Origin of the sequence: Streptomyces lunalinharesii (assembly GCF_039532155.1) — a bacterium.
Lineage (GTDB): Bacteria > Actinomycetota > Actinomycetes > Streptomycetales > Streptomycetaceae > Streptomyces > Streptomyces lunalinharesii.
This window is the reverse complement of record NZ_BAAARK010000010.1, coordinates 247,343-273,909: the sequence shown is the minus strand read 5'-3', so window position 1 is coordinate 273,909 and position 26,567 is coordinate 247,343. Positions and strand designations below refer to the sequence as shown.

Annotated in this window: 20 protein-coding genes and 1 pseudogene; 8 read left to right on the top strand and 13 right to left on the bottom strand. The window is 71.4% G+C overall.

What is annotated here, in order from left to right; genetic code table 11:
- Positions 1–338: 338 nt before the first annotated feature.
- A complete protein-coding gene (locus ABD385_RS18450; RefSeq protein WP_344577088.1) occupies positions 339–2,156 on the bottom strand; it encodes a phosphoenolpyruvate carboxykinase (GTP) in 1,818 nt (605 codons plus the stop codon).
- 239 nt (positions 2,157–2,395) lie between these two features.
- On the opposite strand from ABD385_RS18450, the gene trhA reads away from it, so the two are divergent.
- Entirely contained in the window at positions 2,396–3,130 is a 735-nt protein-coding gene (gene trhA, locus ABD385_RS18445) for a PAQR family membrane homeostasis protein TrhA (protein WP_344577086.1), read from the top strand.
- A gap of 377 nt (positions 3,131–3,507) precedes the next feature.
- Positions 3,508–4,131 carry a TetR/AcrR family transcriptional regulator gene (locus ABD385_RS18440; RefSeq protein ID WP_344577084.1) on the top strand — a complete coding sequence of 208 codons (624 nt, stop codon included), beginning with the start codon at positions 3,508–3,510 and terminating at the stop codon, positions 4,129–4,131.
- Here the strand turns inward: ABD385_RS18440 and ABD385_RS18435 are convergent.
- The 4 genes from ABD385_RS18435 to ABD385_RS18420 all read right to left on the bottom strand — a co-directional run bounded on the left by ABD385_RS18435 (position 4,121) and on the right by ABD385_RS18420 (position 9,222).
- On the bottom strand, positions 4,121–4,549 hold the full coding sequence (locus tag ABD385_RS18435; RefSeq protein ID WP_344577082.1) for a MerR family transcriptional regulator: 429 nt from the start codon (positions 4,547–4,549) through the stop codon (positions 4,121–4,123). The genes ABD385_RS18440 and ABD385_RS18435 overlap by 11 nt on opposite strands.
- Before the next feature lie 36 nt (positions 4,550–4,585).
- A complete protein-coding gene (locus ABD385_RS18430; protein WP_344577081.1) occupies positions 4,586–5,926 on the bottom strand; it encodes an amidase in 1,341 nt (446 codons plus the stop codon).
- A gap of 101 nt (positions 5,927–6,027) precedes the next feature.
- A complete protein-coding gene (locus ABD385_RS18425; protein ID WP_344577079.1) occupies positions 6,028–7,032 on the bottom strand; it encodes an MDR family NADP-dependent oxidoreductase in 1,005 nt (334 codons plus the stop codon).
- Positions 7,033–7,179: 147 nt separating this feature from the next.
- Positions 7,180–9,222 carry a thioredoxin domain-containing protein gene (locus ABD385_RS18420; RefSeq protein WP_344577077.1) on the bottom strand — a complete coding sequence of 681 codons (2,043 nt, stop codon included), beginning with the start codon at positions 9,220–9,222 and terminating at the stop codon, positions 7,180–7,182.
- Between the two features lie 197 nt (positions 9,223–9,419).
- Between ABD385_RS18420 and ABD385_RS18415 the strand changes: the two genes are divergently transcribed.
- Both ABD385_RS18415 and ABD385_RS18410 read left to right on the top strand, forming a co-directional pair.
- On the top strand, positions 9,420–9,986 hold the full coding sequence (locus ABD385_RS18415) for a Uma2 family endonuclease (RefSeq protein WP_344577075.1): 567 nt from the start codon (positions 9,420–9,422) through the stop codon (positions 9,984–9,986).
- Positions 9,987–10,680: 694 nt separating this feature from the next.
- Complete coding sequence (locus ABD385_RS18410; protein ID WP_344577073.1) at positions 10,681–12,471, top strand: SEL1-like repeat protein; 1,791 nt, start codon at positions 10,681–10,683, stop codon at positions 12,469–12,471.
- A gap of 1,681 nt (positions 12,472–14,152) precedes the next feature.
- Here ABD385_RS18410 and ABD385_RS18405 read toward each other — a convergent pair.
- Positions 14,153–14,299, bottom strand: coding sequence for a hypothetical protein (locus ABD385_RS18405; protein ID WP_344577072.1), 147 nt, complete (start codon positions 14,297–14,299; stop codon positions 14,153–14,155).
- A 57-nt stretch (positions 14,300–14,356) separates the two neighbouring features.
- Positions 14,357–14,515: pseudogene (locus ABD385_RS18400) on the bottom strand (DUF255 domain-containing protein); the annotation flags it as partial.
- A gap of 216 nt (positions 14,516–14,731) precedes the next feature.
- Between ABD385_RS18400 and ABD385_RS18395 the strand changes: the two are divergent.
- Positions 14,732–18,013 (top strand): tetratricopeptide repeat protein, encoded by a 3,282-nt coding sequence (locus ABD385_RS18395; protein WP_344577069.1) that lies wholly within the window; start codon positions 14,732–14,734, stop codon positions 18,011–18,013.
- 199 nt (positions 18,014–18,212) lie between these two features.
- Here the strand turns inward: ABD385_RS18395 and ABD385_RS18390 are convergent, their stop codons facing one another.
- Together ABD385_RS18390 and mca are read right to left on the bottom strand one after the other, a co-directional pair.
- A complete protein-coding gene (locus ABD385_RS18390) occupies positions 18,213–18,461 on the bottom strand; it encodes an RAMP4 family protein (protein WP_344577067.1) in 249 nt (82 codons plus the stop codon).
- Between the two features lie 4 nt (positions 18,462–18,465).
- Entirely contained in the window at positions 18,466–19,338 is an 873-nt protein-coding gene (gene mca, locus ABD385_RS18385; RefSeq protein ID WP_344577066.1) for a mycothiol conjugate amidase Mca, read from the bottom strand.
- A 131-nt stretch (positions 19,339–19,469) separates the two neighbouring features.
- Between mca and ABD385_RS18380 the strand changes: the two genes are divergently transcribed.
- Both ABD385_RS18380 and greA read left to right on the top strand, forming a co-directional pair.
- Positions 19,470–19,886, top strand: a complete 417-nt coding sequence (locus ABD385_RS18380) for a DUF4307 domain-containing protein (RefSeq protein WP_344577064.1) — start codon at positions 19,470–19,472, stop codon at positions 19,884–19,886.
- A gap of 249 nt (positions 19,887–20,135) precedes the next feature.
- The gene (gene greA, locus ABD385_RS18375; RefSeq protein WP_344577063.1) at positions 20,136–20,633 is read left to right on the top strand and encodes a transcription elongation factor GreA; all 498 of its coding nucleotides are present in this window, start codon (positions 20,136–20,138) and stop codon (positions 20,631–20,633) included.
- An 85-nt stretch (positions 20,634–20,718) separates the two neighbouring features.
- Here the strand turns inward: greA and ABD385_RS18370 are convergent, their stop codons facing one another.
- The 3 genes from ABD385_RS18370 to ilvA all read right to left on the bottom strand — a co-directional run bounded on the left by ABD385_RS18370 (position 20,719) and on the right by ilvA (position 24,277).
- Positions 20,719–21,597, bottom strand: coding sequence for an ABC transporter permease (locus ABD385_RS18370; protein WP_344577062.1), 879 nt, complete (start codon positions 21,595–21,597; stop codon positions 20,719–20,721).
- The gene (locus tag ABD385_RS18365; protein WP_344577061.1) at positions 21,594–22,610 is read right to left on the bottom strand and encodes an ATP-binding cassette domain-containing protein; all 1,017 of its coding nucleotides are present in this window, start codon (positions 22,608–22,610) and stop codon (positions 21,594–21,596) included. The genes ABD385_RS18370 and ABD385_RS18365 overlap by 4 nt, the downstream gene beginning before the upstream one ends.
- Before the next feature lie 392 nt (positions 22,611–23,002).
- Entirely contained in the window at positions 23,003–24,277 is a 1,275-nt protein-coding gene (gene ilvA / locus ABD385_RS18360; protein ID WP_344577060.1) for a threonine ammonia-lyase, read from the bottom strand.
- A gap of 184 nt (positions 24,278–24,461) precedes the next feature.
- Here ilvA and ABD385_RS18355 point away from each other — a divergent pair, with 184 nt between their 5' ends.
- The gene (locus ABD385_RS18355; protein WP_344577058.1) at positions 24,462–24,962 is read left to right on the top strand and encodes a MarR family winged helix-turn-helix transcriptional regulator; all 501 of its coding nucleotides are present in this window, start codon (positions 24,462–24,464) and stop codon (positions 24,960–24,962) included.
- Positions 24,963–25,349: 387 nt separating this feature from the next.
- Here the strand turns inward: ABD385_RS18355 and ABD385_RS18350 are convergent, their stop codons facing one another.
- Complete coding sequence (locus ABD385_RS18350; protein WP_344577057.1) at positions 25,350–26,510, bottom strand: cystathionine gamma-synthase; 1,161 nt, start codon at positions 26,508–26,510, stop codon at positions 25,350–25,352.
- Positions 26,511–26,567: the final 57 nt, after the last annotated feature.

Sequence of the window (26,567 nt, the reverse complement as noted above, 5' to 3'; positions counted from 1 at the left end):
CACCCGCCTTTCAACCCACCCCCAACGGGCGGTGACGGGCCGGAGGGGGTGGTGTTGCAGGACGTAAAGCGCAGCAGTCCTGCAACACCACCCCCTCCGGCCCGTCACCGCACCCAACAGCCCCGCGCAGCGGCACCGCCCGCCGCAGGCGCAACGGCGGAAAACCCCACAACGTGGGACCAGGCCCGCGCCGCAGGCGCAAAAGCGAAACCACCACGGCGGGAAAGCCGACAACGTGGGGCGAGCCCCCGCAACGGCAACGCCCGCCGCAGGCGCAACAGCAACCCGCGGCGGGAAAGCCGCCCACGTACGACGAAGCCCAGCGCAGCGGAACGGCGTCAGCCCAGCCGCTGCACCAGCGCCCGGTACTCGTCCCACAGCTCCTTCGGCGTGTGGTCACCGAAGGTGTTGAGGTGCTCGGGGATCAGCGCCGCCTCCTCGCGCCAGACCTCCTTGTCGACGGTGAGCAGGAACTCCAGGTCCTTCTCGGAGAGTTCCAGGCCCTCGGTGTCCAGCGCGTCCTTGGTGGGCAGCACGCCGATCGGCGTCTCGACGCCCTCGGCCGTGCCCGCCAGCCGCTCGACGATCCACTTGAGCACCCGGCTGTTCTCGCCGAAGCCCGGCCACACGAAGCGGCCCGCGTCGTCCTTGCGGAACCAGTTGACGTAGTAGATCTTCGGCAGCTTCGCCTGGTCCTTGTCGGCCCCGACCTTGATCCAGTGCGCCATGTAGTCGCCCATGTTGTAGCCGCAGAACGGCAGCATGGCGAACGGGTCGCGGCGCAGCTCCCCGACCTTGCCCTCGGCGGCGGCGGTCTTCTCGGACGCCACGTTGGCACCGAGGAACACGCCGTGCTGCCAGCTCAGCGACTCGGTCACCAGCGGCACCGCGCTGGCCCGGCGACCGCCGAACAGGATGGCCGAGATCGGCACGCCCTTGGGGTCCTCCCACTCGGGCGCGATGGTCGGGCACTGGGCGGCGGGCACGGTGAAGCGCGCGTTGGGGTGCGCGGCCGGCACGCCGGAGGCGGGCGTCCAGTCGTTGCCCTTCCAGTCCGTCAGGTGGGCCGGGGTCTCCTCGGTCATGCCCTCCCACCACACGTCACCGTCGTCGGTGAGGGCGACGTTGGTGAAGACGGAGTTGCCCCAGAGGGTCTTCATGGCGTTGGCGTTGGTGTGCTCGCCGGTGCCGGGCGCGACGCCGAAGAAGCCGGCTTCGGGGTTGATCGCGTAGAGCTGGCCGTCCGCGCCGAACCGCATCCAGGCGATGTCGTCGCCGATGGTCTCGACCGTCCAGCCGGGGATCGTCGGCTCCAGCATGGCCAGGTTGGTCTTGCCGCAGGCGCTCGGGAACGCCGCGGCGACGTACTTGGCCTCGCCCTGCGGCGGGGTCAGCTTGAGGACGAGCATGTGCTCGGCCAGCCAGCCCTCGTCGCGGGCCATGACGGAGGCGATCCGCAGCGCGTAGCACTTCTTGCCGAGCAGGGCGTTGCCGCCGTAGCCCGAGCCGTACGACCAGATCTCGCGGGCCTCGGGGAAGTGCGAGATGTACTTGGTGGGGTTGCACGGCCACGGCACGTCCTGCTCGCCCTCGGCGAGCGGGGCGCCGAGGGTGTGCACGGCCTTGACGAAGAAGCCGTCCGTGCCGAGCTCGTCGAGGACCGCCTGGCCCATCCGCGTCATGGTGCGCATCGACACGGCGACGTAGGCGGAGTCGGTGATCTCCACCCCGATGGCGGAGAGCGAGGAGCCGAGCGGGCCCATGCAGAACGGGACGACGTACATCGTCCGGCCCTTCATCGCGCCGCGGAAGACGCCCTTCTCACCTGCGAAGATCTCCCGCATCTCGGCGGGGGCCTTCCAGTGGTTGGTCGGGCCGGCGTCCTCTTCCTTCTCCGAACAGATGAAGGTGCGGTCCTCGACACGCGCGACGTCCGTCGGGTCGGACGCGGCGTAGTACGAGTTGGGGCGCTTGATCGGGTCGAGCTTGCGGAACGTGCCCTTCTCGACGAGCTCCTCGGACAGCCGCTCGTACTCCGCTTCCGAGCCGTCGCACCAGACGACCCGGTCGGGCTGGGTGATCGCCGCTATTTCGTCGACCCAGTCGAGCAGGGCCTGGTGCCGGGTCGGGGTGGGAGCCGCGTTGTCGCGCGCCACGATCGCTCCTAGATGAGGGGTTTTGGCCGGCTTCCTGCTCATAAGGCAAGGAAACCGCTGCTTTTACTTGTCTGCCCCTTGGGGGCTGCGACCCGGATGCTTCGTGACCGCTCATCCGGTGCCGACCGCACTCATTTGATCATCCGACCCTGAATGGGTTCTGTCCAGGGGGCACCGTGGTGACCGTCACCACTTCAGGACGAATCCGTAACTTACGGTTGCGTAGGTAGCATTGCGCCATGACTTCCGCGCCTGACGCCGCCGAAAGCCGCCCCCCTGCCGCGCCGTCCAGGACCGATACCGGCTCCCCGGCCACGACGGCCGACGCCGCGGCCGGGCCGCTCAAGCCGAAGCTGCGGGGCTGGCTGCACGCCGGGATGTTTCCGGCCGTCCTGCTCTCCGGCATCGTGCTGACCGCGCTCGCCGACAGCCCCCGCGGCCGCCTGGCCTGCGCGATCTACACGATCAGCGCGTGCCTGCTGTTCGGCGTCAGCGCCCTTTACCACCGCGGCAATTGGAGCCCCCGGATGGACGGGGTGTTGCGCCGGCTCGACCACGCCAACATCTTCCTGATCATCGCCGGCACCTACACCCCCCTGACGCTGCTCCTGGTGACGGGCACCCGCGGCCAGGTACTGCTCTGGGCGGTCTGGGCGGCCGCACTGGCGGGCATCGCCTTCCGGGTCTTCTGGGTCGGCGCGCCGCGCTGGCTCTACACCCCCTGCTACATCGCCATGGGCTGGGCCGCCGTCTTCTTCCTGCCCGACTTCCTGCGCACCGGCGGCATCGCCGTCCTCGTCCTCGTGGTCGTCGGCGGGCTGCTCTACAGCGCCGGCGGCGTGATCTACGGCATCAAGCGCCCCAACCCGTCACCGCGGTGGTTCGGCTTCCATGAGGTCTTCCACTCCTTCACCCTCGCGGCCTTCGTCGTGCACTACGTGGGCATCTCGCTCGTCGCGTATTCGCACCGCTGAGTCGGAGCGGATCCGGGTGGTCGACCCGTCGCGTCTGCCACCCGGTCTCCTGCCCGGTCTCCCGACCCCCGCAGCGCCCCACCCCGGCCGCGGCCGGGAGGCGGCGGCCACGCGCCACGTCAAGACCGCCAGTCCGGCCAGCACCAGAGCCGTCACCAACAGGCCACCCCCCACCAGGAAGCCGCCCACGCACAGCGCGGCGGCGAGCGCGGCGTACACGTGCATCGCGGGTCGCATCGCGAACCTCCCCGTCCCCTCAGCCGATCGTCACTGACAGTAATCATGCCCGCTTCGCAGCGTGACACACCCCACTGACAATCAGAGCGCCGTCAGGGCACCGTGCATCGGCCACGCAACGGGCGGGGACAATGAGCCGCATGGTCTGCGCACGCGTTTCCGCCGCCGCCCCCGGCACGTCGAAGCCCGGGCTGCGTGAGCGGAAGAAGCTCAAGACCCGGCAGGCGATCCGTCGGGCCGCCTTCCGGCTCTTCGCGGAGCGGGGCTACGACGCGACCCCCGTCGACCGGATCGCCGCGGCCGCGGAGGTCTCCCCCAGCACGGTCCTGCGCTACTTCCCCGCCAAGGAGGACATCGTGCTCACCGACGAGTACGACGCCCTGCTGGCGGCCGGGATCCGCGCCCGCCCGACCGGCGAACCGTTCGTCGAGACCCTGCGGCACGTCACGGTCGGGATCATGCGCGACATCGGCGCGACCGACCGCGGAGAACTCGTCCAGCGCATCCGGCTGATCCGCGACGTGCCGGCCGTGCGGGGCCGCACCGCGGAACTCACCGCCCGACACATCGAGACCGTCAGCGCCGCACTGGCCGAGCGCGCCGGGCGCCCGGCGGACGACCTGGGGATCCGCGTCGTCAGCGCGGCCGGCCTCGCCGCTCTCCAGGAGGCGATGCTGCGCTGGGCCGGGGACCACGAGGCGACGAGCCCGCAGGAGCTCATCCACCGGTCGATGGACGTCCTGGCCCGCGGCCTCACCCTCTGACCGCGCGGCCCTCCGCGCTCGCAGCGCCGTTCCCCGGATCGCCCGGCTCCCCCAGGCGGGCCGCCAGGCGCGAGCGCAACCGGGACAACCGCGCGATGTGGCCGTCCAACTCGGCCAACCGGCGGCGGGCCACCGCCTCGGCGGCCGCGCAGCGCCCGGAGCCCGCGTCCTGCACGAACAGGTCCGGTACGCCCTCCGGCGGCAGGGATTCCAGCAGGTGCGCGAAGGCCCGGACGTCGCCGACGGTCAGCCCCGCCTCGCGCAGTTCGCGGACGGCCCGCAGCCGGCGGACGTCCTCCGCGTCGTACTCCCGGTGCCCCGACGGCATCCGCCGGGCCGTCACCAGCCCCTGTTGCTCGTAGTAGCGCAGCGCCCGCGGCGTCAGCCCCGCTGCCGCCGCCGCGTCCCCGATCCGCATCCGCCTCCCCCTCGTCCCCCGTGGTCGCGCTACGGCCTAGCGCCCGGCCGCCGGTTCCCCGAAGGTCTCGTTCAGGACCCGTTCGACGTCGACCGCCCAGGTGAGCAGGGACTCGTCGGCCCCGGACCGGCCCACCAACTGGAGCCCCAGCGGCAGCCCGTTTGCGGCCCGGCCGGCGGGCAGGCTCAGCGAGGGCAGCCCGGCGTTGCTCCACGGGAGGCACATGATCGCGCTGCCCGTGGTGGTGAGGTCGGCGGCCGCCGGCCCGGTGGCCGCCGGGGCGATCCACAGGTCGATCCCGGCGGCGGCGCCGTCCGCCGCGAGCCGTTCGCGGAAGGCGGTGCGGCGCTCCGCGGCCGCCCGGTAGGCGGCGTCCCCGATCGAGCGCCCCTCCTGGATGGCGGCCGTGGTCTGCTGCCGGTAGAGGTCGGCGTGGCGGGCGAACCGCTCGGTGTGGGCGCGGGCGACCTCGTAGCGGTTCATGGTGAAGAGTTCCGCCACGACCTGCGCGTAGTCGGCCATCACGGGCACCTCGCGGACCTCGTAGCCGGCCGCCGTCAGCAGCTCCCGCTGGGCCGCGAAGGCGGTCAGCGCCTCGGTGTCGGCCCGCTCCAGATAGGGGCCGGCCGGTACGCCCAACACCGGTCGCCGGTCCGGCGCTTCGGCGTCCGCGGTCCGCCAGTCGTCGCAGAGCACCGGCGCCGCCAGCGCGATCCCCGCGAGTTCCGTCGCGTAGCACCCGAGGGTGTCGAAGCTGAGCGCGTTCGGGATCACTCCGTCGAGCGGGATCCGCCCGTAGGTCGGCTTGAACCCGACCACTCCGCAGTAGGCGGCGGGCCGGATCATCGAGCCCACGGTCTGCGTCCCGATGGCCAGCGGGACCATCCCGGCGGCGACCGCCGCGGCCGAGCCGCTGCTCGAACCGCCGGGCGTGTGCGCCGGGTTGTGCGGGTTGCGGGTCGGCCCCGGGGCGGTGACCGCGAACTCCGCGGTCACCGTCTTGCCCGCGATCAGCGCCCCGGCGACCCGCAGCCGGTCCACGACGGCCGCCTGCGGGCCGGTCAGCTCCTCGGGCGGCAGCGCCGAACCCGCCCGGGTGGGCAACCCGTCGACGTGCACGATGTCCTTGACGCCGACCGGGACGCCGTACAGGGCGGGGCGCCCGGCGGGGCCCGGTGGGCCGGCCGAGGCCAGCTCCCGGGCGGCGGTCGACAGCCGGTCGCGGCGCCCTGGTTCGGGCACGAAGGCCCGGATCCGGGGGTCTACGGCGTCGATGCGGTCGCAGGTGCGGCGCGCCGCGTCGAGGGGATCGTCCGCACCGGACCGCAGCGCCGCGGCCTCCTGGACGAGCGAGCGGTACCCGAGCAAGGTCGTCACCCTTGCAGGCTACCTCCGGGACGGGGCGGGCCCCGGTGGGACGACCGCACGGGCCACCTCCGGGGCCGCTTCGCGCAACCGTCCCACCCGGGGACCGCGCCTTACAACTCCACCAGTACGGCGCCCAGATGGCGTCCCGCGATCAGCTCCTGCAGCGCCTGCGGGGCCTGCTCGATGCCGTGGAGGCGGGCGTGCGGGAAGGTGAGGGTGCCCTCGCGCAGCCCCTGCCCGAACAGCCGGTTCCACTCGGGGATCAGGTCCAGGTGGTCGTAGAGCGCGACGCCGCGCAGGGTGATGCTGCGGGCCAGCAGCAACAGGGTGTCGATCGGTGTAAGGACCGCCGCCCCCTCGGCCAGCTGGGTGGAGAGCGCGCCCACCACGGCGATCCGGGCGCCGCGGTTGGCGAGGGCGATCGCGGCCTGGAGCTGCTCGCCGCCCACGTTGTCGAAGACCGCGTCGATGCCCTCCGGGGCGGCCGCCCGCAACTGCTCCTCGATGGGCCCGGCGCCGCGGACGACCACCGCGTCGTAGCCGAACTCCTTGCGCAGCCGGTCGCCCTTCGCCGGCGAGCCGGTGCTGCCGATGACCCGGGCGGCGCCGCGCAGCTTGGCGATCTGCCCGGCCAGCGAACCGACGCCGCCGGCCGCGCCGGTGACGAACACCGTGTCCCCGGGGCGGACTTCGGCACCACGGTCGATGCCCATCAGGGCGGTGGGCCCCTGGGAGAGGTGGCCGGCCGGGTCGGGCAGCAGCCCGGCGTCGAGGCGCTGGACGTCCCCGGCGTCCAACAGGGCGTACTCACGCCAGCCGAGGCGGTGCGTGACCAGGTCACCGGGGTTGAGGTCGGTCCCGGGGGCGGCGACCACCTCGCCGACGGCCGGCCCGTTGAGCGCCTCGCCGACCACGAAGGACGGCATCGGGACGGTGGTGACCTCGTCCATCAGGGTGCGCATCACGGCGGCGACGCTCATCAGGGTGTTGCGTACCAGTACCTGCCCGGCCGTCGGCTCCGGGACGGGGACCTCCACGATCTCGAAGAGGTCGTCGGTGACCGGGCCGGTGGGGCGAGCGACCAGGCGGACTTCGCGGTGCGTGCGGTTCGTCATGCACCGAGGCTAGAACTTGACGCCCGCGTCAAGTTCAATCCGGTCGCTGGTCCTAGGACTTGGGACGGGTACGGGCCCACCGGCCCCCGAGGGAACCGGCGGGGCGGGCCGCCTACGGGCCACCGTCGGCCGACCCGCCGCACCGCCTTAGGGGCGCAGCCGCTCCGCCAGCTCCTCCGGGTCCGTCGTCGGCCGCTCGCAGGTGAAGTGCCGGCACACGTAGGCGGCCGGCTCACCGTCGACCAGGGGGCGCGCCGTCAGCAGCGGCACCTGGGTGGTGTCCTCCCCCGGCGCGCCCAGCGCCACCACCGCCCCGGGGGCAGTACCCAGCAGCGCGGCCCGGTGCAGCGCCCGGGTGGCCGGGGCGTCCGGCGGGCCGACCACCGCGACCTCGCGCGGCCCGTCCAACGCGGCCTCGGCGACCGCCAGCCCCCAGCCGATGAAGCGCGGCGCCCGGCCGCCCAGGGCCGTGACGACGCCCAGGGCGCGCTCGGCGGCCTCCCGGTGCAGCGCGCTGCCGGTCAGCGCCGCGTACGACAGCAGCGCCCCGGCCGCGGCCGTCCACCCGGAGGGCGTGGCGTTGTCGGTCGGGTCCTGGGGGCGGCGGATCAGTCGCTCGGCGTCGGCGGCGGTGTCGTAGAGCGTGCCGTCCGGGGCGGTGAACTGGACCAGCACGGTGTCCAGGAAGAAGCCGGCGAACTCCACCCAGACGCCCTCCCCGGTGACCGACGCCAGCGCGAGGAACCCCTCCGCGACGTCCGCGTAGTCCTCCAGGACACCGGTGTGGGTACCGGCCGTGCCGTCGCGGGAGGTGCGGTGCAGCCGCGCCTGCCAGTCCATGTGGACGCGGACCAACAGGTCGGCGGCGTCGGTGGCGGCCTGCACCAGGTCGGGCCGGTCGAAGAAGGCACCGGTCTCGGCGAGCGCGGCGACGGCCAGCCCGTTCCAGGAGGCGACGACCTTGTCGTCGCGCCCGGGGCGGGGGCGCTCGGCGCGGGCCGCGAGCAGCCGTTCCTTCACCGACGCCACCCGCCCCGCGTCCACCAGGTCACCGGTGTCCGGGAGTTGCAGGACGGAGGCGCCCTCCTCGAAGGTGCCGTCCTCGGTGACGCCGAAGTACGTGGCGGCGAACTCGGCGTCCTTCTCGCCCAGGACGGCGCGCAGCTGCTCCGGCGTCCAGACGTAGTACGCGCCCTCGGTGTGCCGGCCCGTCCCGTCGTCGCTGTCCGCGTCCAGTGCGGAGGCGAAGCCGCCCTGTTCGGTGCGGAGTTCGCGGACCATGAAGTCGGCGGTCTCCAGGGCGATCCGACGGGCCAGGTCGGAGCCGGTGGCGCGCCACAGGTGGGCGTAGGCGCGACACAGCAGGGCGTTGTCGTACAGCATCTTCTCGAAGTGCGGAACGACCCATTCCCGGTCGACGGAGTAGCGGGCGAAGCCGCCGCCGAGCTGGTCGTAGATGCCGCCGCGGGCCATCGCGGCGCAGGTCGCCTCGACCATCTCCAGGGCGCCCGCGGACCCCGTCCGGGCGTGGTGGCGCAGCAGGAACTCCACGACCATGGACGGCGGGAACTTCGGCGCACCGCCGAACCCGCCGTGCACCGCGTCGAATTCACGGGTCAGCCCCATCAGGGCGCCCGCCAGCTCCTCGGGCCGCGGGGGCCGCTGCTCCCCCGCGGGCAGCGACTCGGCCAGCGAACGGCCCGCGAGGTCGGCGACGATCCGGCCGGCCACCTCGCCGACCTCCTCGCGCCTGTCCGTCCACGCCCCGCGGACCCCTTCGACGACCTGCCCGAACGACGGCATGCCGTGGCGCGGCTCGGGCGGGAAGTACGTCCCGAAGTAGAAGGGCTCGGCGTCGGGCGTGAGAAAGACGGTCATCGGCCAACCGCCCTGCCCGGTGGCCGCCTGGACCGCCTCCATGTAGACGGCGTCCACGTCCGGGCGCTCCTCGCGGTCGACCTTGACCGCCACGAAGTGCTCGTTGAGCAGCGCGGCCACGTCCGGGTCCTCGAAGCTCTCGTGCGCCATGACGTGGCACCAGTGGCACGCGGAGTAACCGACCGACAGCAGAACGGGCACATCGCGCCGTTTCGCTTCCTCGAACGCCTCAGGTCCCCACGGCCACCAGTCGACCGGATTGTCGGCATGCTGCAGCAGATAAGGCGAGGTCACACCAGCCAACCGGTTCATATGCCCCAGCCTCTCACAGCGTCTGCCGCGACCGGTGAAACACTGACGAGCCCGCCTCACTTGGCCGAATTGGACTTACGCGCCATGACGTGGTGGGCGGCCCCCTTCCCTTCCGAGCCGGGCAGCCCGGCACCTCGGAACAGTAGGCTGAGCGCAGCAGCGCCGGACCTGCCGAGGCCTCTCGAAGGAGGTACACCATGACCGCCGAGATGGTGGCGCCCGCGTGGATGCATACGCAGATCAGCGCGGAACAGTACGACTCCTGGTCCGAGGAGCAGTGCGCCGGCATCGAGATCGTGGACGGGATGGTCGTCGTGAGCCCGAGCGCCTCCAAGCGCTACAACCGGCCGGCCCGCATCCTGGCCAACGCCCTGGACGCCGCCGCGGGCCCGGACTGGAACGCAGACACGGATTTCGACGTCCGCTTGCAGGACGTTCCCCTCACCAACCGCCGTCCGGACGTCATCGTCTACCGGGCGGAAACCATCGACCTCACTCCCACCCGCCCCGAGCACGTGCTGCTGGTGGTCGAGGTCGTATCGCCCGGTTCGGAGACCACTGACCGGATCGTGAAGGTGGATCAGTACGCCAAGGCCGGTATCCCCTTCTACTGGCGGGTCGAACAGGCCGCCACCGGGGTCCCGCTCGTCTACACCTACGTTCTCGACCCCGCTACCGAGGCGTACAGGGACGGCGAGATGTTCACCGGCTCGATCAAGACTGCTGCACCCTTCTTCGTCGCTGTCGACCTGGGAGCTGTCTGACAGCGCTGGAAGATTCCTCATGACTGAGCACAAGGGAAAGCGCAAATTCCGGGAGCACCTGGAGGCTCTTTTCGCTGCCGCTGGCTCCCCTAAGCCAGCCGCCATCTGCTCTGCGAGCAGGGACCGCCTGGGGCGAAGTTCCCTGTCCGTGCAGCGCATCAGCGATTGGCGAAGCGGGAAGCACACACCGACCAATAAGCTCTTCCGAGAGTTTCTCCGGGCGGTCGACAGCTTGGCTCGGCAGCGAAACATCGCCCTCCCTGTCGCACTGGCCGACCCGGCAGTTTGGGATCGCCTACTGCGCGCGGCGCGAGCAAAGACTCCCAGTCCGGCGCCAGAGGAATCGCGCCAGATCACGGTGGGCGCAGTCCGGATCCCGATCCGCCCTGTGGCTGAGTCTGATCCTCTGGAACTGGGCGTACACCGAACAAGTCGCCTTGAGGGCGCTCCTCCACTACCGACCTATGTGCCACGGGACGCGGACAGCGCAGTCTCGGCTCAGCTGGTGGAAGCCAGGGAGACCGGAGGCCTCGTCTTGTTAGTCGGCGAGTCCACAGCCGGAAAATCTCGGTGCGCCTTCGAGGCTGTACGACGCGAACTGCCCGAACACTGGATCATCGCCCCGCCTGCAGCCAGCGACCTGAGCCCCGTGCTAGCGCATGTATCCCTACCGAGGTCCGGCCGCCGGAGGTGGGTGCTCTGGCTGGACGACCTCGACCGCTTCCTCCTTCCCGGCGGCCTCGATCAAGGCATGTTGTCCGCGATTCTAGAGCAACGGGTTGTGGTCATGGCCACCATGCGTTCTGAGGTGTACGGCAATTACAGTGAGCGCGCATTACGAGGCATGGACGCTGACGTGGCATCCGTGCGCCGCCTTGGATCCCGGGTCCTGAATCTCATCGAGCCCCTCGTACTGGACCGGCAGTGGTCCGAGACGGAAATGGGTAGGCTCCGCGCACACCTGGCAAACCCAAACCCCGACAGCCGTCTGGCTGACGCAGCCCACCACCACGGCGTTCACGGCATCGCGGAATACCTCGCAGCCGGACCGAAGCTGCTCGAGGAATTCCTGACGACTCGACGCCAGCCGAAAGGCCATCCCCGTGGCGCTGCCTTGGTTCAGGCAGCGATTGACCTTGCGCGGGCAGGCATCTCCACCCCTCTGCCCGCCGAGACCCTGCTGGAATTATCCACGTGCTATCTCTGTGCCGGGGATGCCTCACGCCTCCAAGCTGAGAGCCCCGAGCAGGCTCTAGCATGGGCAACCGAGATCCAGTTCGGTGTGGCAGGAATGCTGGTTGCCACGGATACCACCGAGGCTTGGCGGCCATTCGACTACCTCGTGGACGCCGTTGCCAGTGCCGTCGAAGCGACGGCCATCCCCGACGAGGTTTGGGAAGCTGCGGTCACGCACGCGAATGGCGGTAGCGAGCTGCTACCTGTCGGACGGTCTGCCTTCCGCTTCGGTCGACTGGTGCTCTCCGAGCGCTGCTTCTCTCCGCTGGCGGCCCAAGGTAACCACGTCGCTATGCACGACCTTGGGTTCGTACAGCGCGAAAGACGGCCGGAACACACCTGGTCCGCGTGGTACCGGACCGTATCTGAGACAGGAACGCCGTTGCAGGCCCGCGCCCTTGGTGCCCTCCACGAAATTGAAGGGCGATGGGACAAAGCAGCGGCCTGCTACGAGAGGGCCGCCGGTCAAGGAGATGCTCTTGCCATGCGACTCCGGGGCGTGATCGCTCAGCGGCACAGTCAAGACGACGAAGCTCATGAGTGGTACGTCCGCGCCACAGAAGGCGGAGATGCGGTTGCAACCGCATTCTTCAATGAACCAAGAATCTACCGGCCCGAAATGGGACACGAACTGGGTTCGGAAACCTGGGACCCGAATGCCGAATGGGATGAGGAGGACGAAGAGCCGTGGCAGATGACGGCCCGCACATCACGCATCCTCAGCTGCAACCTGGAGATCCTCGCCGATATGGCTCATGAAGAGTTGGACGAACTGGGTGACCAGCCGATCTCCCCGAACAGCTTTGGGATCTTCTTCGCACTCTTGCCGGCCTCCACATGGAACCAGCCACGGCGCTGGCGGCGCAGGGCACTAAGAGCCCTGGATGATCTCAACGAGGACATCACTCTCGGCCACGCTCCCGAACCACGCTGCGCGGCGGAGGAGCTGGCGCTCCACTTTGCTCTAGAGAGCGCTTCGGCAATGACACGCGATCAACCGGATCTCGTGGCTGAGTTCACACAAGGACTCCCCGAACAACAGGGCGACTATGACTGGGGCGTTTGTTCCGATCTGCTTTTCCAAGACCACGATGTACTTTTTCTCTACGACCCGATGATGCAAGGACTGGAGCACCCTGACAACCCGCTCAATCAACATATGGGCATTAGAAATCTGCGGCCAGAAGGATGGTTCGAGGAGTTCGGGAACGTGTCACCTCGCGATCCATCCCGAGGATTCACGCATTGACGTGATTCCGCTAAATCGCGTACAACGTGCCGATCTTTAGTGATGGATCATGATCGGGCGTTACGTCATCATGAGCTAGATGAATCGTTCGATATCAAGTGAGCGTTCTCCCAGCAGCTGCCTCTCGGGGCCTACGGCGCCGGCAACGGTTTGACGACCGGAACGCGCCGAATGGAATCGTCTGAAAGTTCCCACCGGTACGGTTTGGCGGGACGCGCCCAAGCCGTCTGCACACCTGTTTCCGCCAGAAGGCCGAGGACCGCGCCTCCGAGCAGCTGCTTCAGGGGGATCCGGTCCGGCCACATCGACTGACTGGGGTCCGGTGAACTCCACCCTTGTAGACGCTCACCAGCATGCCGCCAGGCATCGAGAGAGGGTCTCCACGGCTTGGCGCTCGGCCGCTTTCCGGAGAATCGACCGCCAGGATGTACCTGGCTTGCGGCGCGCTGGGCCGTTGGCCCTCCTGGGTGTCGCGGGCCGGAACACCAACGACTGCATGCGGTTCACCCGCGGCGATAGAGGCGAGAGGAGCCCTTGGACGCGGCTGGAGCGCCAAGGGCTGCACCCTCCGGAGCCATCTGGACCTGGCTGCGACACCGAGGCATCCCGCGCATGTTCCCGAGCGGGCTGACCAAATCCGCAAGCGGCTCCGGCGCGGCAGCAAAGGCGGCCGTCCGCCCCAGCCTCGACAACGGAACCGACTTTGCGGGCAGCCGCCACTCTCCCTTCGACCCAGATGTGAACACGAGGCGTGACGACAACTCCTGGTAGACGATCCGGACCGGAAGTCCGGACATTGTCGGCCCGACCAGGAACTTTGAGCGCCTTGGCACGCAACGCGCCTCGGAGTTCAGGCACCGCGCAGCCTTGTATGAGGTCAGCGCACCGGGCGGTGCGCCGTCGATCCGAAAGGATTCTCATCGTGACCGTGGCACTGCTGTCTACCGTGATCTGCGCTAGTGCACTCACCCTCCAGCGCGCCATCTACCCCCTGACCCTTCTGGTCGGTTTCTTGTGCGCGCTACGCGGCCTTGGTGCCCCCGAGCGGGTCTTGACCTTCCGTACCTTCGCCCGAGCAGTTGCCGACGTGGGCAGCCACCCCACGCGCAGTTCGACGCGATCACCCCTCCGCTCCCCCACATTGATGAGACGTTGAAGTGACAGGCGCGACGTCAGATGTAGCAGAGCCAAGGAACCTCACCGTCAGGAAAGATCAGTTCACTCGACCGGTCGGCGCCACCACTCTGTGGATTTGAAGCACCCCGTGAACCAGTGCGCTCCCGCGCTGTCTGCTGCCAGAAGATCATGGGTTCGCCGTACTCGTTCTCGAAGGGCTTGACGATGTCGTTCGGAGTGAACATAACGTCCGCCATGTCAGCCCAGCGGCCGACCCCTTGGCGTTCCCAAACCAGCATTCACGGCCATGCGCCCAACGCGCCAACTCTCAGGCATCTTCGGCATCTTGCTCCCACCCCTTTGCTCTGCCGGGGCCAGGCTAGGACAGGCAACAACGCACTAACACTCCCAGGTACGGACAGCGTGTCCAGGCGAGACCACCCCCGGCACGAAGAGGCTTGTGCGGCTGATCTTGGTGAACCTGCGATCACGGTTCCATGCCCACCACTCCATGCTCAGAAAGAAACGGGGTTGACGGGCGGGCAGGTCATCTCATGCCGGCCTGTCACGAGGTGGGGTTACCTCGGTCGCCCGGCTCTAGGATCGCCATAACGCTCGTCCACTTCTCCACGGACCAATCAGGCGAGGCGGCTAACTGCTCCTGCGTCCAGGCGTCGATCTGGGCGTCAAGGTCGTCACTTTCGGCGCTCATGGAATCACTGTATGGCGTCACGCCTGGTAGGCACTTATGGGTTCAGCAAGTGCACTGGCACCAGTGGCACGAGCTGTAGCCGACGCTGAGCAGCACCGGAACGCCGCGCCGTCGGGCCTCCTCGAACGCTTCGGGGGACCACGGCCACCAGTCGACCGGATTGTCGGCGTGTTGGAGCAGGTACGGGGACGTCTCATGGGCCAGGCGGTTCGGCATGGGGCCATCCTCTCCCACGGGGGCCCCGGATTCCGGGAGAGGCAGGAGTTATCCACAGCCCTGCCGGAATCCGCCCGGACACGGAAGACTGTCCGCACGGCGGAGATCACACCGGGCGGGCCGCAGGGGTGCGGGGACGCGCCGGTGGGCAGGGGTGTTCCGTCGACGACCGCTTGACCGCCAGGACACCTGGCGACTGCTGGAGGGGGGACGGGCATGCCGGGCGAACTGGCTGGACTGCGGGACGGCCATCGGAAGGAAGCGGACGGGCTGCTGGCGCGGGCCGTCGAGGAGGAGGTGCGCCGCTCCGGCGGCCGGCTCGACGGGCCGGCGCTGCTCAGCCGGGCGCGGGCGGCGCTGGACGAGCTGGCCGCCCCCGCCGCGGAGGAGTACGCGGCGTACGTCCGCGCGCTGGACGAGGCGGCGGCCGGCCGGCGCCCGCTCGCGGGGCGGCTCTCGCGCAAGGAGCTGGGCACCCCCGTCGTCGCGTCGGCGGTCGCCGCGGTGGCCGCGTTCGGAGTGGACCTGGCGTACGGCACGGGTGGCGGGCCGGCGCTCGGGGCGGGCGCCGCCGCGCTGGTGGCCGGCGCGGCGGCCACGGTCGTGAAGCTGACCGCCGGTCACTTCCCGGCGGCGCACCGCCAGGCCGGGATGCGCGGTCAGCCCGGCGGGCCGGAGCAGCTGCGGCTCCAGTGGTTGACGGCGCTGGAGGTGCGCGGCATCCGCCCGTTCCTGGACCAGCAGCGGATGGTGAGCGCGGCGGCCCGCAGCGGCGGCGGGTCGGCCACCCAGTCGGCGGGGAAGGCGAAGGGCGCGCGGGGGCCGCAGTTGCGCGGCGCGGACCGCAGCGCGGCGGCCCGCCAGCGGTCGGTCCTGGAGCGCTCGTTCGCTCAACTCCCCCGTCCCGACGGCACGTTCGCCGGGCGGCGGGCCGAGCTGGCACAGATCGCCCAGTGGGTGCAGGCCGGCCGGGCGAGCACCGAGACCCGGCCGATCGTGGTGGTACTGCACGGCGATTCCGGGGCGGGGCGGACGGCGCTGGCGGTGCGGGCCGCACACCAGCTGCGCGATCAGTTCCGCGGCGCGTGCCTGGTGGACCTGCGCGGCGACACCCCCGGCGAGGTGCCGCTGCCGACCCGGGACGCGCTGTTGCACCTGCTGAACCGCCTGGGCGCGCCGCGCGAGCAGCTGCTGTTCCGCGAGCGCCCCTCGCAGGAGCAGCACGTCAGGCGGCTCACCGAGCTCTACCACCAGCACCTGTCCGGGCTCCCCACGGTGGTGCTGCTCGACGACGCCTCGGACGCCGAGCAGGTGCGGGCCCTGGTACCGGACCGCTCCGAAAGCCTGGTCCTGGTCACCTCCCGCACGCCGCTGGACCTGCCCGCCGACCTGGCGGCCCGGGTGCACCAACTGCCGGTGGCGGCGCTGGACGCGGCGGGCACCGAGGAGCTGCTGCGCTCGGCGGCCGGTGCACAGCCGACAGACGGCGCGGCCCCGTACGACGCGCGGGCGATCGACCGGATCGCGGAGCTGTGCGCCGGCCTGCCGCTGGCGCTGCGGGTGGTCGGCTCCGCGCTGGGCGACCGCTCCCCCGCCGCGCTGGCCGAGGAGCTGGCGGCGGCCGGCGGGGCGGCACCGGTGGAGCGGGCCCTGGCGCTGCGCTACGCCGACCAGCCGCCGCAGGCCCGGCAGTTGCTGCGTCGGCTGGCCCTGGTGGGCCGGGCGAGCCTGGGGGTGGCCGCCGCGGCGGCGCTGCTGGGCGTCGCGGACGCGGAGGCCAAGCAGCGGCTGACCGCGCTGGCCGGGGCGGGGTTGATCGAGCACGTCCGCGGCGAGCGGTACCGCCTGCACCCCCTGGTGCACCGGTTCGCGCACGCCCGGCTGGCCGAGGAGGAGGAGCCGGCCGAGCGCGCCGCGGCCCAGGAGCGGCTGATCCGCGGCTACGCGGAGCTGGCCGACGCGGTGATCCGCCTCGTCGACGGCAACACCTCCACCCGCGCCGACCGCTTCGGCCCGCACGGGTTCGCGTCCCTGGACGCGGCCCTGCAGTGGTTGGACGACGAGACCAGCTTCATCACCGCCGCCCTGCGCCACGCCGATCAGGAGGTCGACCAGGACACCGTCGCGCACCTGCTGGGTGCGCTGTGCGACTACTGCCTGCTGCGCGGCGACCTCTACCGCCTGGGCGAGCTGAGCGAGCTGACCCGGGCGGCCGGCCAGGGGATGCTGGTCCGCTCGGTGCAGTGGCGCACCGGCGTCGCGGCCCGCCAGCTGGGCGAGCTGGACCGCGCCCGGACGACGCTGTCGTCGGTGGTCGACCTCTACTTCGAGGCGCAGCACCCGGTGGGTGCGGCCCGTGCGCTGCGCGACCTGGGCATCACGCTCCAGCAGCAGGGCAGTCTCACCGAGGCGGCGGCCAAGCTGCGGGAGGCGCTGGACCTCCAGGCCGGCCCCGACGTGCGCGGCGACCGGGCGTGGACGCTGCACGCCCTGGCCGCGGTCGAGCGGGACCGGGCGCGGCTCGCCGAGGCGCTGGAGATGCTGAGCGAGTCGGTGGCGCTCCACGAGGAGAGCGAGAGCCTGCACGGCCAGGCGTGGGCGCACTTCCAGCTCGGCCAGGTCCACCTGCGGCGGGGCGACGTCCCGGCCGCCGAGACCGCCCTGCACGCCGCCCTGGAGCTGTACGGACGCACGCACGACGACCGCGGCACGGCCTGGGCGATGACGCAGCTGGCGCGGGCCCGCCTGGTGGCCGGCGACCCCGGCCCGGCGGTGGACCAGTTGCGCCAGGCACAGCCGCTGCACCGTCAGCACGAGGACGCCCGCGGCGAGGCCTGGACGATGTACTACCTCGGCCAGGCACTGGAGGAGCGCGGCGAGCGCGACGAGGCCCTGCGGCAGCTGGAGCGCTCGCGGAACATGTTCAGTCGGATGCAGGACGGCTACGGCCTGGCCTGCGCCCGGCACCACGCGGGGCGGGTGACCCGGGACCTGCGGGCCGAGCAGACCGGTTCGCTGCGCAACAGCGGCTTCGCCCGGCAGCTGCTCCAGGACGCCCGGAAGGACTTCCAGCGGATCGGGGTGGCGCACGGCGAGGCGTGGTCGGTGCTGGAGCTGGCCGTCATCGATGCCGGCAACGGCCGTACGGCCCAGGCACTGGAGCTGGCCGACGAGGCCGGGCGGCTCTTCGCCGGCTACGGCGACCGCCGCGGGGCGGACTGGGCGCGGTTCCTGCGGTGCACGCTGCTGCCGTTCGCCTCGCCCGGCGGTTCGGTGGTCGGCGCGGCGGTGGCGCAGGAGGAGCTGGCGCAGCTGGTCCGGGAGCGGCACGACGGACGGGACGCCAAGCTGGAGGACTGCGCGCAGACCTTCGGGCTGCTGCTGGAGCGCGGGGTCGAGCCCGAGACGGGGTGGCAGGCGTGGCGACTGGGCATGGTGCCGGACCGGCACGCCCGGGAGATCATGGGCGTGCCGAAGGAGCCGGCCGCCGCCGAGTGACGGTGCCGGCGTGCGCCGCCCGGGGCGGAGCCGGGGCGTCCGGTCGCGGGCACGGCTCGCTGACCTCTTGGATCAGCGAGCCGCCGGGCCGGTCGACCGGCCGCTGCCAGACGGCCGGCGCACGAACCGGCACCGGGTCCACGGACCGGTGGCGCGGTGCGCACGCCCCACGCCGGGCTCGGGGCCCGGCGCCGGGCGGTCAGCTGGTCTTCGGCTTCGCAGCCGCGGCGGTCGCCGGGGCTGCGGGGCCCTGGCCGTCCTCCGCGGGCTCCTCGAAGTCCACCTTGCGCATGTGCTTGTTCATGGACTTCATCAGCAGCCACACGGCGCCGCCGATGACCGCGAAGACGATGAAGCCGAGGACGCCGGGGGTCACCTTGTCCTTGTCGAAACTGTCGGCAAGGGTGACGAAGTGCGTCAGGGCGAGGGTGCTGGTCGCGCTCATCATGGGCTCAATTGTTGCGGATGCCCGCGAAGAGGTCGTCCTCGGGGAGGGAAGTGTCCACGAGCGACTTCGCGAGCTCGTACTCCTCCGTCGGCCAGACCTCGCGCTGGACGTCCATCGGCACCCGGAACCACCCGCCGTCGGGGTCGATCTGGGTGGCGTGGGCGATCAACGCCTTGTCGCGGATCTCGAAGAAGTCGGCGCACGGGATGTAGGTGGTCAGCGTCCGCTCGCGCCGCTCGAACTGCTTCCACCGCTCCAGCCACTCGCCGTAGGGCGACTCCATGCCGCGCTCCAGCAGCGCCTCGTGCAGCGCGATGGTGCGGGGCTTGTTGAAGCCCTGGTTGTAGTAGAGCTTCTGCGGCTGCCAGGGCTCGCCGGCCTCCGGGTACTTCTCCGGGTCGCCGGCCGCCTCGAAGGCCACCATCGTGATCTTGTGGGTCATGATGTGGTCCGGGTGCGGGTAGCCGCCGTTCTCGTCGTAGGTCGTGATGACCTGCGGCTTGAACTCCCGGATCAGCTTGACCAGGCGCCCGGCCGCGACCTCGACGTCCTCGAGGGCGAAGCAGCCCTCGGGCAGCGGCGGCAGCGGGTCGCCCTCGGGGAGCCCGGAGTCGACGTAGCCCAGCCATTCCTGCTTGACGCCCAGGATCTCCCGGGCCTCGTCCATTTCCTTCTTGCGCACCTCGTGGATGTGTTCCTCGATGTACGGGTCGCCCTGGAGTTTGGGGTTGAGGATGGAGCCTCGCTCGCCGCCTGTGCAGGTGGCGACCAGCACGTCCACCCCCTCGGACACGTACTTGGCCATGGTGGCCGCACCCTTGCTCGACTCGTCGTCGGGGTGGGCGTGGACCGCCATCAATCGCAGCTGCTCGGTCAAGACTCGATCCTCAGTGAAAAGCCGGAGAAGATGCCTCCTATAGTGACCGAAGCGAGGGGGCGCTGTATTCCCTGGGGCGGGGACCCCCCGGGGGTCTGTCGGTTCCCGGTCCCCTATCAGGAGGATGGATCATGGCCGCGGTGCGCGAAGGGCTCCCGGACGGACGCTACGGCCGTTCCGCCGACCAGCGCGCGGACCGCAAGCTGAAGGTCATCGGGGCGGTACTCGGCGTGGTACTGCTCGGCGTGGTGGGCTGGCTCGGCGTCTCGTACATCTCCGGGCAGGACCTCAGCGGCCGGATCATCACCTGGGAAGCCGTCTCCGACCACGCGGTCAAGGTCCACCTCGAAGTCGTCAAGGACAAGGACGACACCGGGGTGTGCACGCTGCGTTCGCAGGCCACCGACGGTTCCGAGGTCGGCCGCAAGGACATCACCATCGACCAGCGCGCCGGACAGGTCGACACCGAGGTCACGGTGCGGACGACGAAGCGCGCGACCAACGCCATCCTGGTCGGCTGCACGGGCGCGCCGGCCGGCAACGGCTGACCCCACGACGCCCCGACGGGATCCGTCGGCGCTGACCGACCGCAACGGGCCGGTGACCCGTTCGGCCGACGTCCGCGCGCCGGCCGACCCGCTCTGATCTGCGGCGATGCATTCCTGTGCGACCACTGTGAAATTCCTCTTCCCCCTTTTGTGCCGGAATTGTTAGGCTCGTGGTTTCGCCCACCTGTGAAGGCGCAAACCTTCCTGGTAGGGCGTTTGATTTATCCCCAGTACCGACGAGGAGCACCTGTGACCCAGACCAGCGAGAACGTCACCTGGCTGACCCAGGAGGCGTATGACCAGCTCAAGGCCGAGCTGGAGTACCTGTCTGGTCCCGCACGCGCCGAGATCACCGAGAAGATCCAGGCTGCCCGCGAGGAAGGTGACCTGAAGGAGAACGCCGGGTACCACGCGGCCAAGGAGGAGCAGGGCAAGCAGGAGCTCCGCGTCCGCCAGCTGAAGCAGCTGCTGGAGGCCGCGAAGGTGGGCGAAGCCCCCGCGGCCGACGGCACGGTCGCCCCCGGCATGGTCGTCACCATCGCGTTCGACGGGGACCCGGACGACACGCTGTCGTTCCTCCTGGCCTCGCGGGAGTACGCGAGCAGTGACGTCGAGACCTACTCCCCGCAGTCGCCGCTGGGGTCGGGCGTGAACGGCAAGCGGATCGGCGCCGACGCGGAGTACGAGCTCCCGAACGGCAAGAAGGCGTCGGTGAAGATCCTCGATGCCAAGCCGTACAACGGCTGAGCCGCGCACCACGTCAGACACGACGGAGGCGGCCCGGAGCTGAGTGCTCCGGGCCGCCTTCGCGCGTAGGGTGCGCGCGGCCGGCTCAGGCGGTCGCCGAGCGGTACTTGCGGACCGCCAGGGTGCGGAAGACCACGATGATCAGGACGGACCAGAGCACCGAGGCGAGCACCGGGTGCTCCATCGGCCAGGCCCCGGTCACCGACTGCGGCACGCCCTCGATGCTGTTGCCGAACAGCTGCCGGGCGCCGGCGACGGTGGCGCTGAACGGGTTCCACTCCGCGACGTGTTGGAGGAACGCCGGCATGCCGTTGACCGGGACGAAGGCGTTGGAGATGAACGTCAGCGGGAAGAGCCAGAGCAGTCCGCCGGAGGTGGCCGCCTCGGGGGTGCGGACCGAGAGGCCGATGAGCGCGCCGATCCACGAGAACGCGTAGCCGAGCAGGAGCAGCAGCGCGAAGCCGGCCAGCACGCTCGCCGGGTTCTCGTGGCTGCGCCAACCGATGAGCAGCGCGACCACGGCCAGCACCACCAGGGTCAGCGCGGTCTGCACCAGGTCGGCGAGGGTCCGGCCGGTGAGCACCGCGCCGCGGGACATCGGCAGCGAGCGGAACCGGTCGATCAGCCCCTTGTGCATGTCGTCCGCGATGCCCGCGCCGGCGCCGGCGGTGGCGAAGGTGACGGTCTGGGCGAAGATCCCGGCCATCAGGAACTCGCGGTACGCCTGGGCGTCGCCGGCCCGGGCGCCGGGGACGGCGATGGACCCGCCGAAGACGTAGGTGAACAGCACCACGAACATGATCGGCTGGATCAGCCCGAAGATCACGACCTCGGGGATGCGCAGCATCCGGATCAGGTTGCGTTGGGCCACCACCAGCGCGTCGCGCACGGACCGTACGAGGCCGCCGCGTGGCTGGGGGTGGCGGGTGGCGGCCGTATCGGCCGGCTGGTCGACCGCGCTCATCGCACGCCCTCCTGGGTGGTGGCCGCGCCGGTCCGGTCGCCGTCCGCGGGGGTGTCGCCGCCGTCCTCCGCCGCCTCGGCGGTGTGCCCGGTCAGGGCGATGAAGACGTCGTCGAGGGTCGGGCGGCGCAGTCCGATGTCGTCGATCTCCACGCCGCGGGAGTCCAGTTCGCGGATGACCTCGGCGAGCAGCTTGGCGCCGCCGGTCACCGGGAACGTCAGCCTCCGGGTGTGGGGTTCGACCGCGCCCTCGCCCTTGGCGACCGCGCGCAGGACGCCCTCGGCCACCGGGAGGTGCTCGGGGGCGTGCACCACGACCTCGATCCGTTCGCCGCCGGTGCGCGCCTTGAGTTGGTCGGAGGTGCCGCGGGCGATGACCCGGCCGTGGTCGACGACGCAGATGTCGTGCGCGAGCCGGTCGGCCTCCTCCAGGTACTGGGTGGTGAGCAGCAAGGTGGTGCCGCCGGCGACGAGTTCCTGGATGACGTCCCACAGCGCCTGGCGGTTGCGCGGGTCCAGGCCGGTGGTCGGTTCGTCCATGAACATCACCGGCGGGCTGACGACCAGGGCGGCGGCGAGGTCGAGCCGGCGGCGCATCCCGCCGGAGTAGGTCTTGGCGGTGCGGTCGGCGGCGTCGCCGAGGTTGAAGCGCTCCAGCAGTTCGGCGGCCCGGCGCTTGGCGTCACGTCCGCTCATCTGGTAGAGCCGCCCGACCATCACCAGGTTCTCCCGGCCGGTCAAGTACTCGTCGACGGCGGCGAATTGGCCGGAGAGGCCGATGGCGCGGCGCACCGCGTCGGGGTGTGCGACGACGTCGATGCCGGCCACCCGGGCCGCCCCCCGGTCGGGTCGGAGCAGGGTCGTCAGGACCCTGACGGCGGTGGTCTTGCCGGCTCCGTTCGGGCCGAGCATTCCGAGGACGGTTCCTTCGGGAACGTCGAGGTCGACGCCGTCCAGTGCCCTCACCTCACCGAAGGTCTTCACCAGACCTTCGGCGTAAATGGCGCCTGGCATGTGGGTACCCCCATGGTTTGACTCAGTTCCAGGTCGAATGCGGCAGATAAGCCGAATATTACGTTTTCTGGCGTGCAGCGGCTCTGCTTCCGGCGCCGATGCCCCACGGTTCCGCAGGGGGGCGGGCGCACTACAGGGCGTGCGGGTGACTGACGGGCGCTCGTCCGCGGCGGGCGCCACGACTCGGCGCCCCCGCTCGCGCCGATGGTAGCGTAAACGCGATACATCGCGATACAAGTGCGTAGGGGGTCTGCCGCCGCGGCACGGGGCCGGTCCGCCGGCGGTCCGACGGGGCCGCGGCGGCCGGGCCCGAACGCCGCGGGGCGGTGGCTGCCCGCCACCGCCCCGCCCGTACCCGCGCGCCGCCCCGCGTCAGACCGCGTCAGACCGCGTCAGACCGCGACCACGTCGTACCCGGCCCCGCGCAGCGCCGCGGTGACCTCGGCGCAGTGCTCCGGCCCCTTGGTCTCCAGGTGCAGTTCGACCTCGACCTCGGTGAGCCCGAGCCGGGGGTCGATGCGCACGTGCCCGACGTCGAGGACGTTGGCGTCCACCACCGTCAGGACGCCGAGGAGGTGGGCCAGCGCCCCCGGGCGGTCGGTCAGCCGGACCCGGAAGGACAGGTAGCGGCCGGCGGCGGCCATGCCGTGCCGGAGGATCCGCTGCATCACCAACGGATCGACGTTGCCCCCGGAGAGCACCGCGACCACCGGCCCCTCGAAGGAGTCCGGCGACGACAGCAGCGCCGCCACCGGGCTCGCCCCGGCCGGCTCCACCACCAGCTTCGCCCGCTCCAGGCACAGCAACAGGGCGGCGGACAACTCGTCCTCGGTGACCGTGCGGACCTCGTCCACCAGCTCCCGCACGATGCCGAACGGCACGTCGCCCGGGCGCCCCACCTTGATGCCGTCCGCCATCGTGGCCAGCGGCTCGATCGCCACCGGGCGCCCCACCGCCAGCGACGGCGGGTAGCAGGCCGCGGCCGCCGCCTGCACCCCGACCACCCGCACGTCCGGCCGCAGCGCCTTGACGGCGAGGGCGACGCCCGCGGCGAACCCGCCGCCGCCCACCCCGACGACGACGGTGCGCACCTCCGGGCACTGTTCGAGGATCTCCAGGCCGACCGTGCCCTGGCCCGCGATGATGTCGCGGTGGTCGAAGGGGTGGATGAAGACCGCGCCACTCTGGCGCGCGTACTCCTGGGCGGCGGCGAGCGTCTCGTCCACCACCTGGCCGTGCAGCCGCACCTCGGCGCCGTACTCGCGGGTCGCGGCGACCTTGGGCAGCGGCGCGCCGACCGGCATGAACACCGTCGAGGCCACGCCCAGCAGGGACGCCGCGAGGGCCACCCCCTGGGCGTGGTTGCCGGCACTGGCCGCCACCACGCCGGCGGCCCGCTCCTGCGCCGAGAGGCCGGCGATCCGCACGTACGCGCCGCGGATCTTGAACGAGCCGGTGCGCTGGAGGTTCTCGCACTTGAGGTGGACCGGGGCGCCGACCAGCGCGGACAGGTAGCGGCTGCCCTCCAGCACGGTGGTCCGCGCCACCCCGGACAGCAACTTCTGTGCCGCGCGCACGTCGTCGACCGTGATCCCCGCCGGCTCGACCGGTGCGGTGCTCGCGGGGTCCGCGGACGGCTGCGGCGGATGCGACGTGTCGTCGACCATGCGGCCAGTTTCGCAGTTCGGCCACGAACGGGCCCTTTCCGGCCGGATGGCGGACACCCGCGGATCGGCGGGCCCGCCCGCCAGGGCCGTCAGGGTCGTACGCGGCAGCGCCGGCACGGCTCGCGCCGGCGCCGCGTACGCTGTTTCCCCGTCCGTACCCACCCCGATTAAGCGAGCCCCGGCCATGCCCACCTCTCCGGACATGACGACCCACCCCGACCCCGCTCTCCTCGACGCGCTACAGCACCAAGTGGCCGTCTTCGCCCGGCGCGCCGAACAGAGCCGGCTCGGCGGCGTCGGGCAGGCGCGCAACTCCATGGACCGCGCCGCCTATCTGCTCCTCAACCGCCTGGACCAGGAAGGCCCGATGGGCGTCAAGGCCCTGGCCTGCGGGATGGGGATCGACTCCTCCACGGTCACCCGGCAGGTCGCCCCGCTGGTCGACGCCGGCCTGGTCAGCCGCGCCAGCCACCCGGAGGACGGCCGCGCCGTGGTCCTGGAGCTGTCCGAGCGCGGCCACGCCCGGCTCGACGAGGTCCGGGCGTCGCGGCGGGCCCTGATGGCCATGGTGACCGAGAAGTGGACCGCGGAGGAGCGCGACGCCTTCACCACGCTCCTGACGCGCTTCAACGCCTCGCTCTCCGACATCACCGCCCTCGCACCGGGCGGGCCCACCCCGTCCTGACGGCACCGGTCGGACCACGACCGGCCGCCGGTCCGGGCCGGGGCGCCGTACGGAACGGGGCGCCGTACGGAACGGGGGCTTTGGGCCGGCGCGCGGGCGGTGATGTCGGCGACCCGGCGGGCCGACCGGCCCCGGTGGCCGCGGATTTGCTGCTCGGCGCGCTGGCCAGGACGTACGCCGGCCGGGACGCGCAGCACGGCGCGGACCCCTACGAGCGGGCCCGCCGGGAACCGCCCGCACGCGCCGCCGCCCGCGGTCCTGGCGCTGCCGACTCCGGCCCTGTGGACGGGAGTCGAGCAGCCCTGGCGCCCACCGCCGGCCCGCACCACCCCTGCCGTAGCGGGGCGCAACGGACCGGGGTGGGCCGCGTCGCCTTGGGGCCGGGGCTCAGCCCAGCGCCTGCGTGAGGTCGGCCAGCAGGTCGTCGGCGGACTCGATGCCGACCGAGAGGCGCACGAGGTCGGCGGGGACCTCCAGCGCCGAACCGGCCGTCGAGGCGTGCGTCATCCGCCCCGGGTGCTCGATCAGCGACTCCACGCCGCCCAGCGACTCCCCGAGCGTGAACAGCCGGGCGCGGTTGCAGACCTCCACCGCCGCCTCCTCGCCGCCCGCCACCTGGAACGACACCATGCCGCCGAAGGCCCGCATCTGCTTGGCGGCGACCTCGTGGCCGGGGTGCTCGGCCAGCCCCGGGTAGTAGACCCGGGTCACCTTGTCGTGGGAGACCAGCAGCTCCGCGACGCGCGCCGCGTTGGCGCTGTGCCGGTCCATGCGGACGGCCAGCGTCTTGATGCCGCGCATCACCAGCCAGGCGTCGAACGGCCCGGCGATCGCGCCCATGGCGTTCTGGTGGTAGGCCAGCTCCTCGCCGAGCGCGTCGTCGTTGACGACCAGGGCCCCGCCGACCACGTCCGAGTGGCCGCCCATGTACTTGGTGGTGGAGTAGACCACCACGTCCGCCCCGAGGGCGAGCGGCTGCTGGAGGTAGGGGCTGGCGAAGGTGTTGTCGACCACCAGGCGGGCGCCGGCGTCCCGGGCCACCCCGGCGAGCGCCGCGATGTCGCTGATGCCCAGCATCGGGTTGCTGGGCGTCTCCACCCAGATCACCTTCGTACGGGGGCGCAGCGCGGCCCGTACGGCCTGCGGGTCGGAGGTGTCGGCCACCGACCACTCCACGCCCCACCGCTCGACGACCTTCGCGAACAGGCGGAAGGTGCCGCCGTAGGCGTCGTTGGGGATCACCACGTGGTCGCCCGGGGCGAGCAGGGTGCGCAGCAGGCAGTCCTCGGCGGCGAGGCCGGAGGCGAAGGCGAGGCCGCGCCGGCCGCCGTCGAGGGCGGCGAGGTTCTCCTCCAGGGCGGTGCGGGTCGGATTGGCGCTGCGGCTGTACTCGTAGCCGCCGCGAAGCCCACCGACGCCGTCCTGCTTGTAAGTGGACACCTGGTAGATGGGCGGTACCACCGCGCCGGTCGCCTGGTCGGGCTCCTGACCTGCGTGGATGGCAAGGGTTTCGAAGTGCTGGTGGCGCTCGTCGCGCTGTTCGCTCATGCCTGCCGAGGGTAGTCGGCCACCGGGCCGAACTTTCCGGAACTTTCTGGTTCGCTG

Coding starts and splice junctions, on each gene's coding strand:
- ABD385_RS18425 (WP_344577079.1), bottom strand. CDS start 7,032: ATGACGAACCGCACGCACCGCGAAGTCCGCCTGGTCGCTCGCCCCACC.
- ABD385_RS18395 (WP_344577069.1), top strand. CDS start 14,732: ATGCCGGGCGAACTGGCTGGACTGCGGGACGGCCATCGGAAGGAAGCG.
- trhA (WP_344577086.1), top strand. CDS start 2,396: ATGACTTCCGCGCCTGACGCCGCCGAAAGCCGCCCCCCTGCCGCGCCG.
- ABD385_RS18420 (WP_344577077.1), bottom strand. CDS start 9,222: ATGAACCGGTTGGCTGGTGTGACCTCGCCTTATCTGCTGCAGCATGCC.
- ABD385_RS18380 (WP_344577064.1), top strand. CDS start 19,470: ATGGCCGCGGTGCGCGAAGGGCTCCCGGACGGACGCTACGGCCGTTCC.
- ABD385_RS18390 (WP_344577067.1), bottom strand. CDS start 18,461: ATGATGAGCGCGACCAGCACCCTCGCCCTGACGCACTTCGTCACCCTT.
- ABD385_RS18365 (WP_344577061.1), bottom strand. CDS start 22,610: ATGCCAGGCGCCATTTACGCCGAAGGTCTGGTGAAGACCTTCGGTGAG.
- ABD385_RS18415 (WP_344577075.1), top strand. CDS start 9,420: ATGACCGCCGAGATGGTGGCGCCCGCGTGGATGCATACGCAGATCAGC.
- ABD385_RS18370 (WP_344577062.1), bottom strand. CDS start 21,597: ATGAGCGCGGTCGACCAGCCGGCCGATACGGCCGCCACCCGCCACCCC.
- ilvA (WP_344577060.1), bottom strand. CDS start 24,277: ATGGTCGACGACACGTCGCATCCGCCGCAGCCGTCCGCGGACCCCGCG.
- ABD385_RS18405 (WP_344577072.1), bottom strand. CDS start 14,299: ATGAGCGCCGAAAGTGACGACCTTGACGCCCAGATCGACGCCTGGACG.
- ABD385_RS18440 (WP_344577084.1), top strand. CDS start 3,508: ATGGTCTGCGCACGCGTTTCCGCCGCCGCCCCCGGCACGTCGAAGCCC.
- ABD385_RS18435 (WP_344577082.1), bottom strand. CDS start 4,549: ATGCGGATCGGGGACGCGGCGGCGGCAGCGGGGCTGACGCCGCGGGCG.
- ABD385_RS18355 (WP_344577058.1), top strand. CDS start 24,462: ATGCCCACCTCTCCGGACATGACGACCCACCCCGACCCCGCTCTCCTC.
- ABD385_RS18350 (WP_344577057.1), bottom strand. CDS start 26,510: ATGAGCGAACAGCGCGACGAGCGCCACCAGCACTTCGAAACCCTTGCC.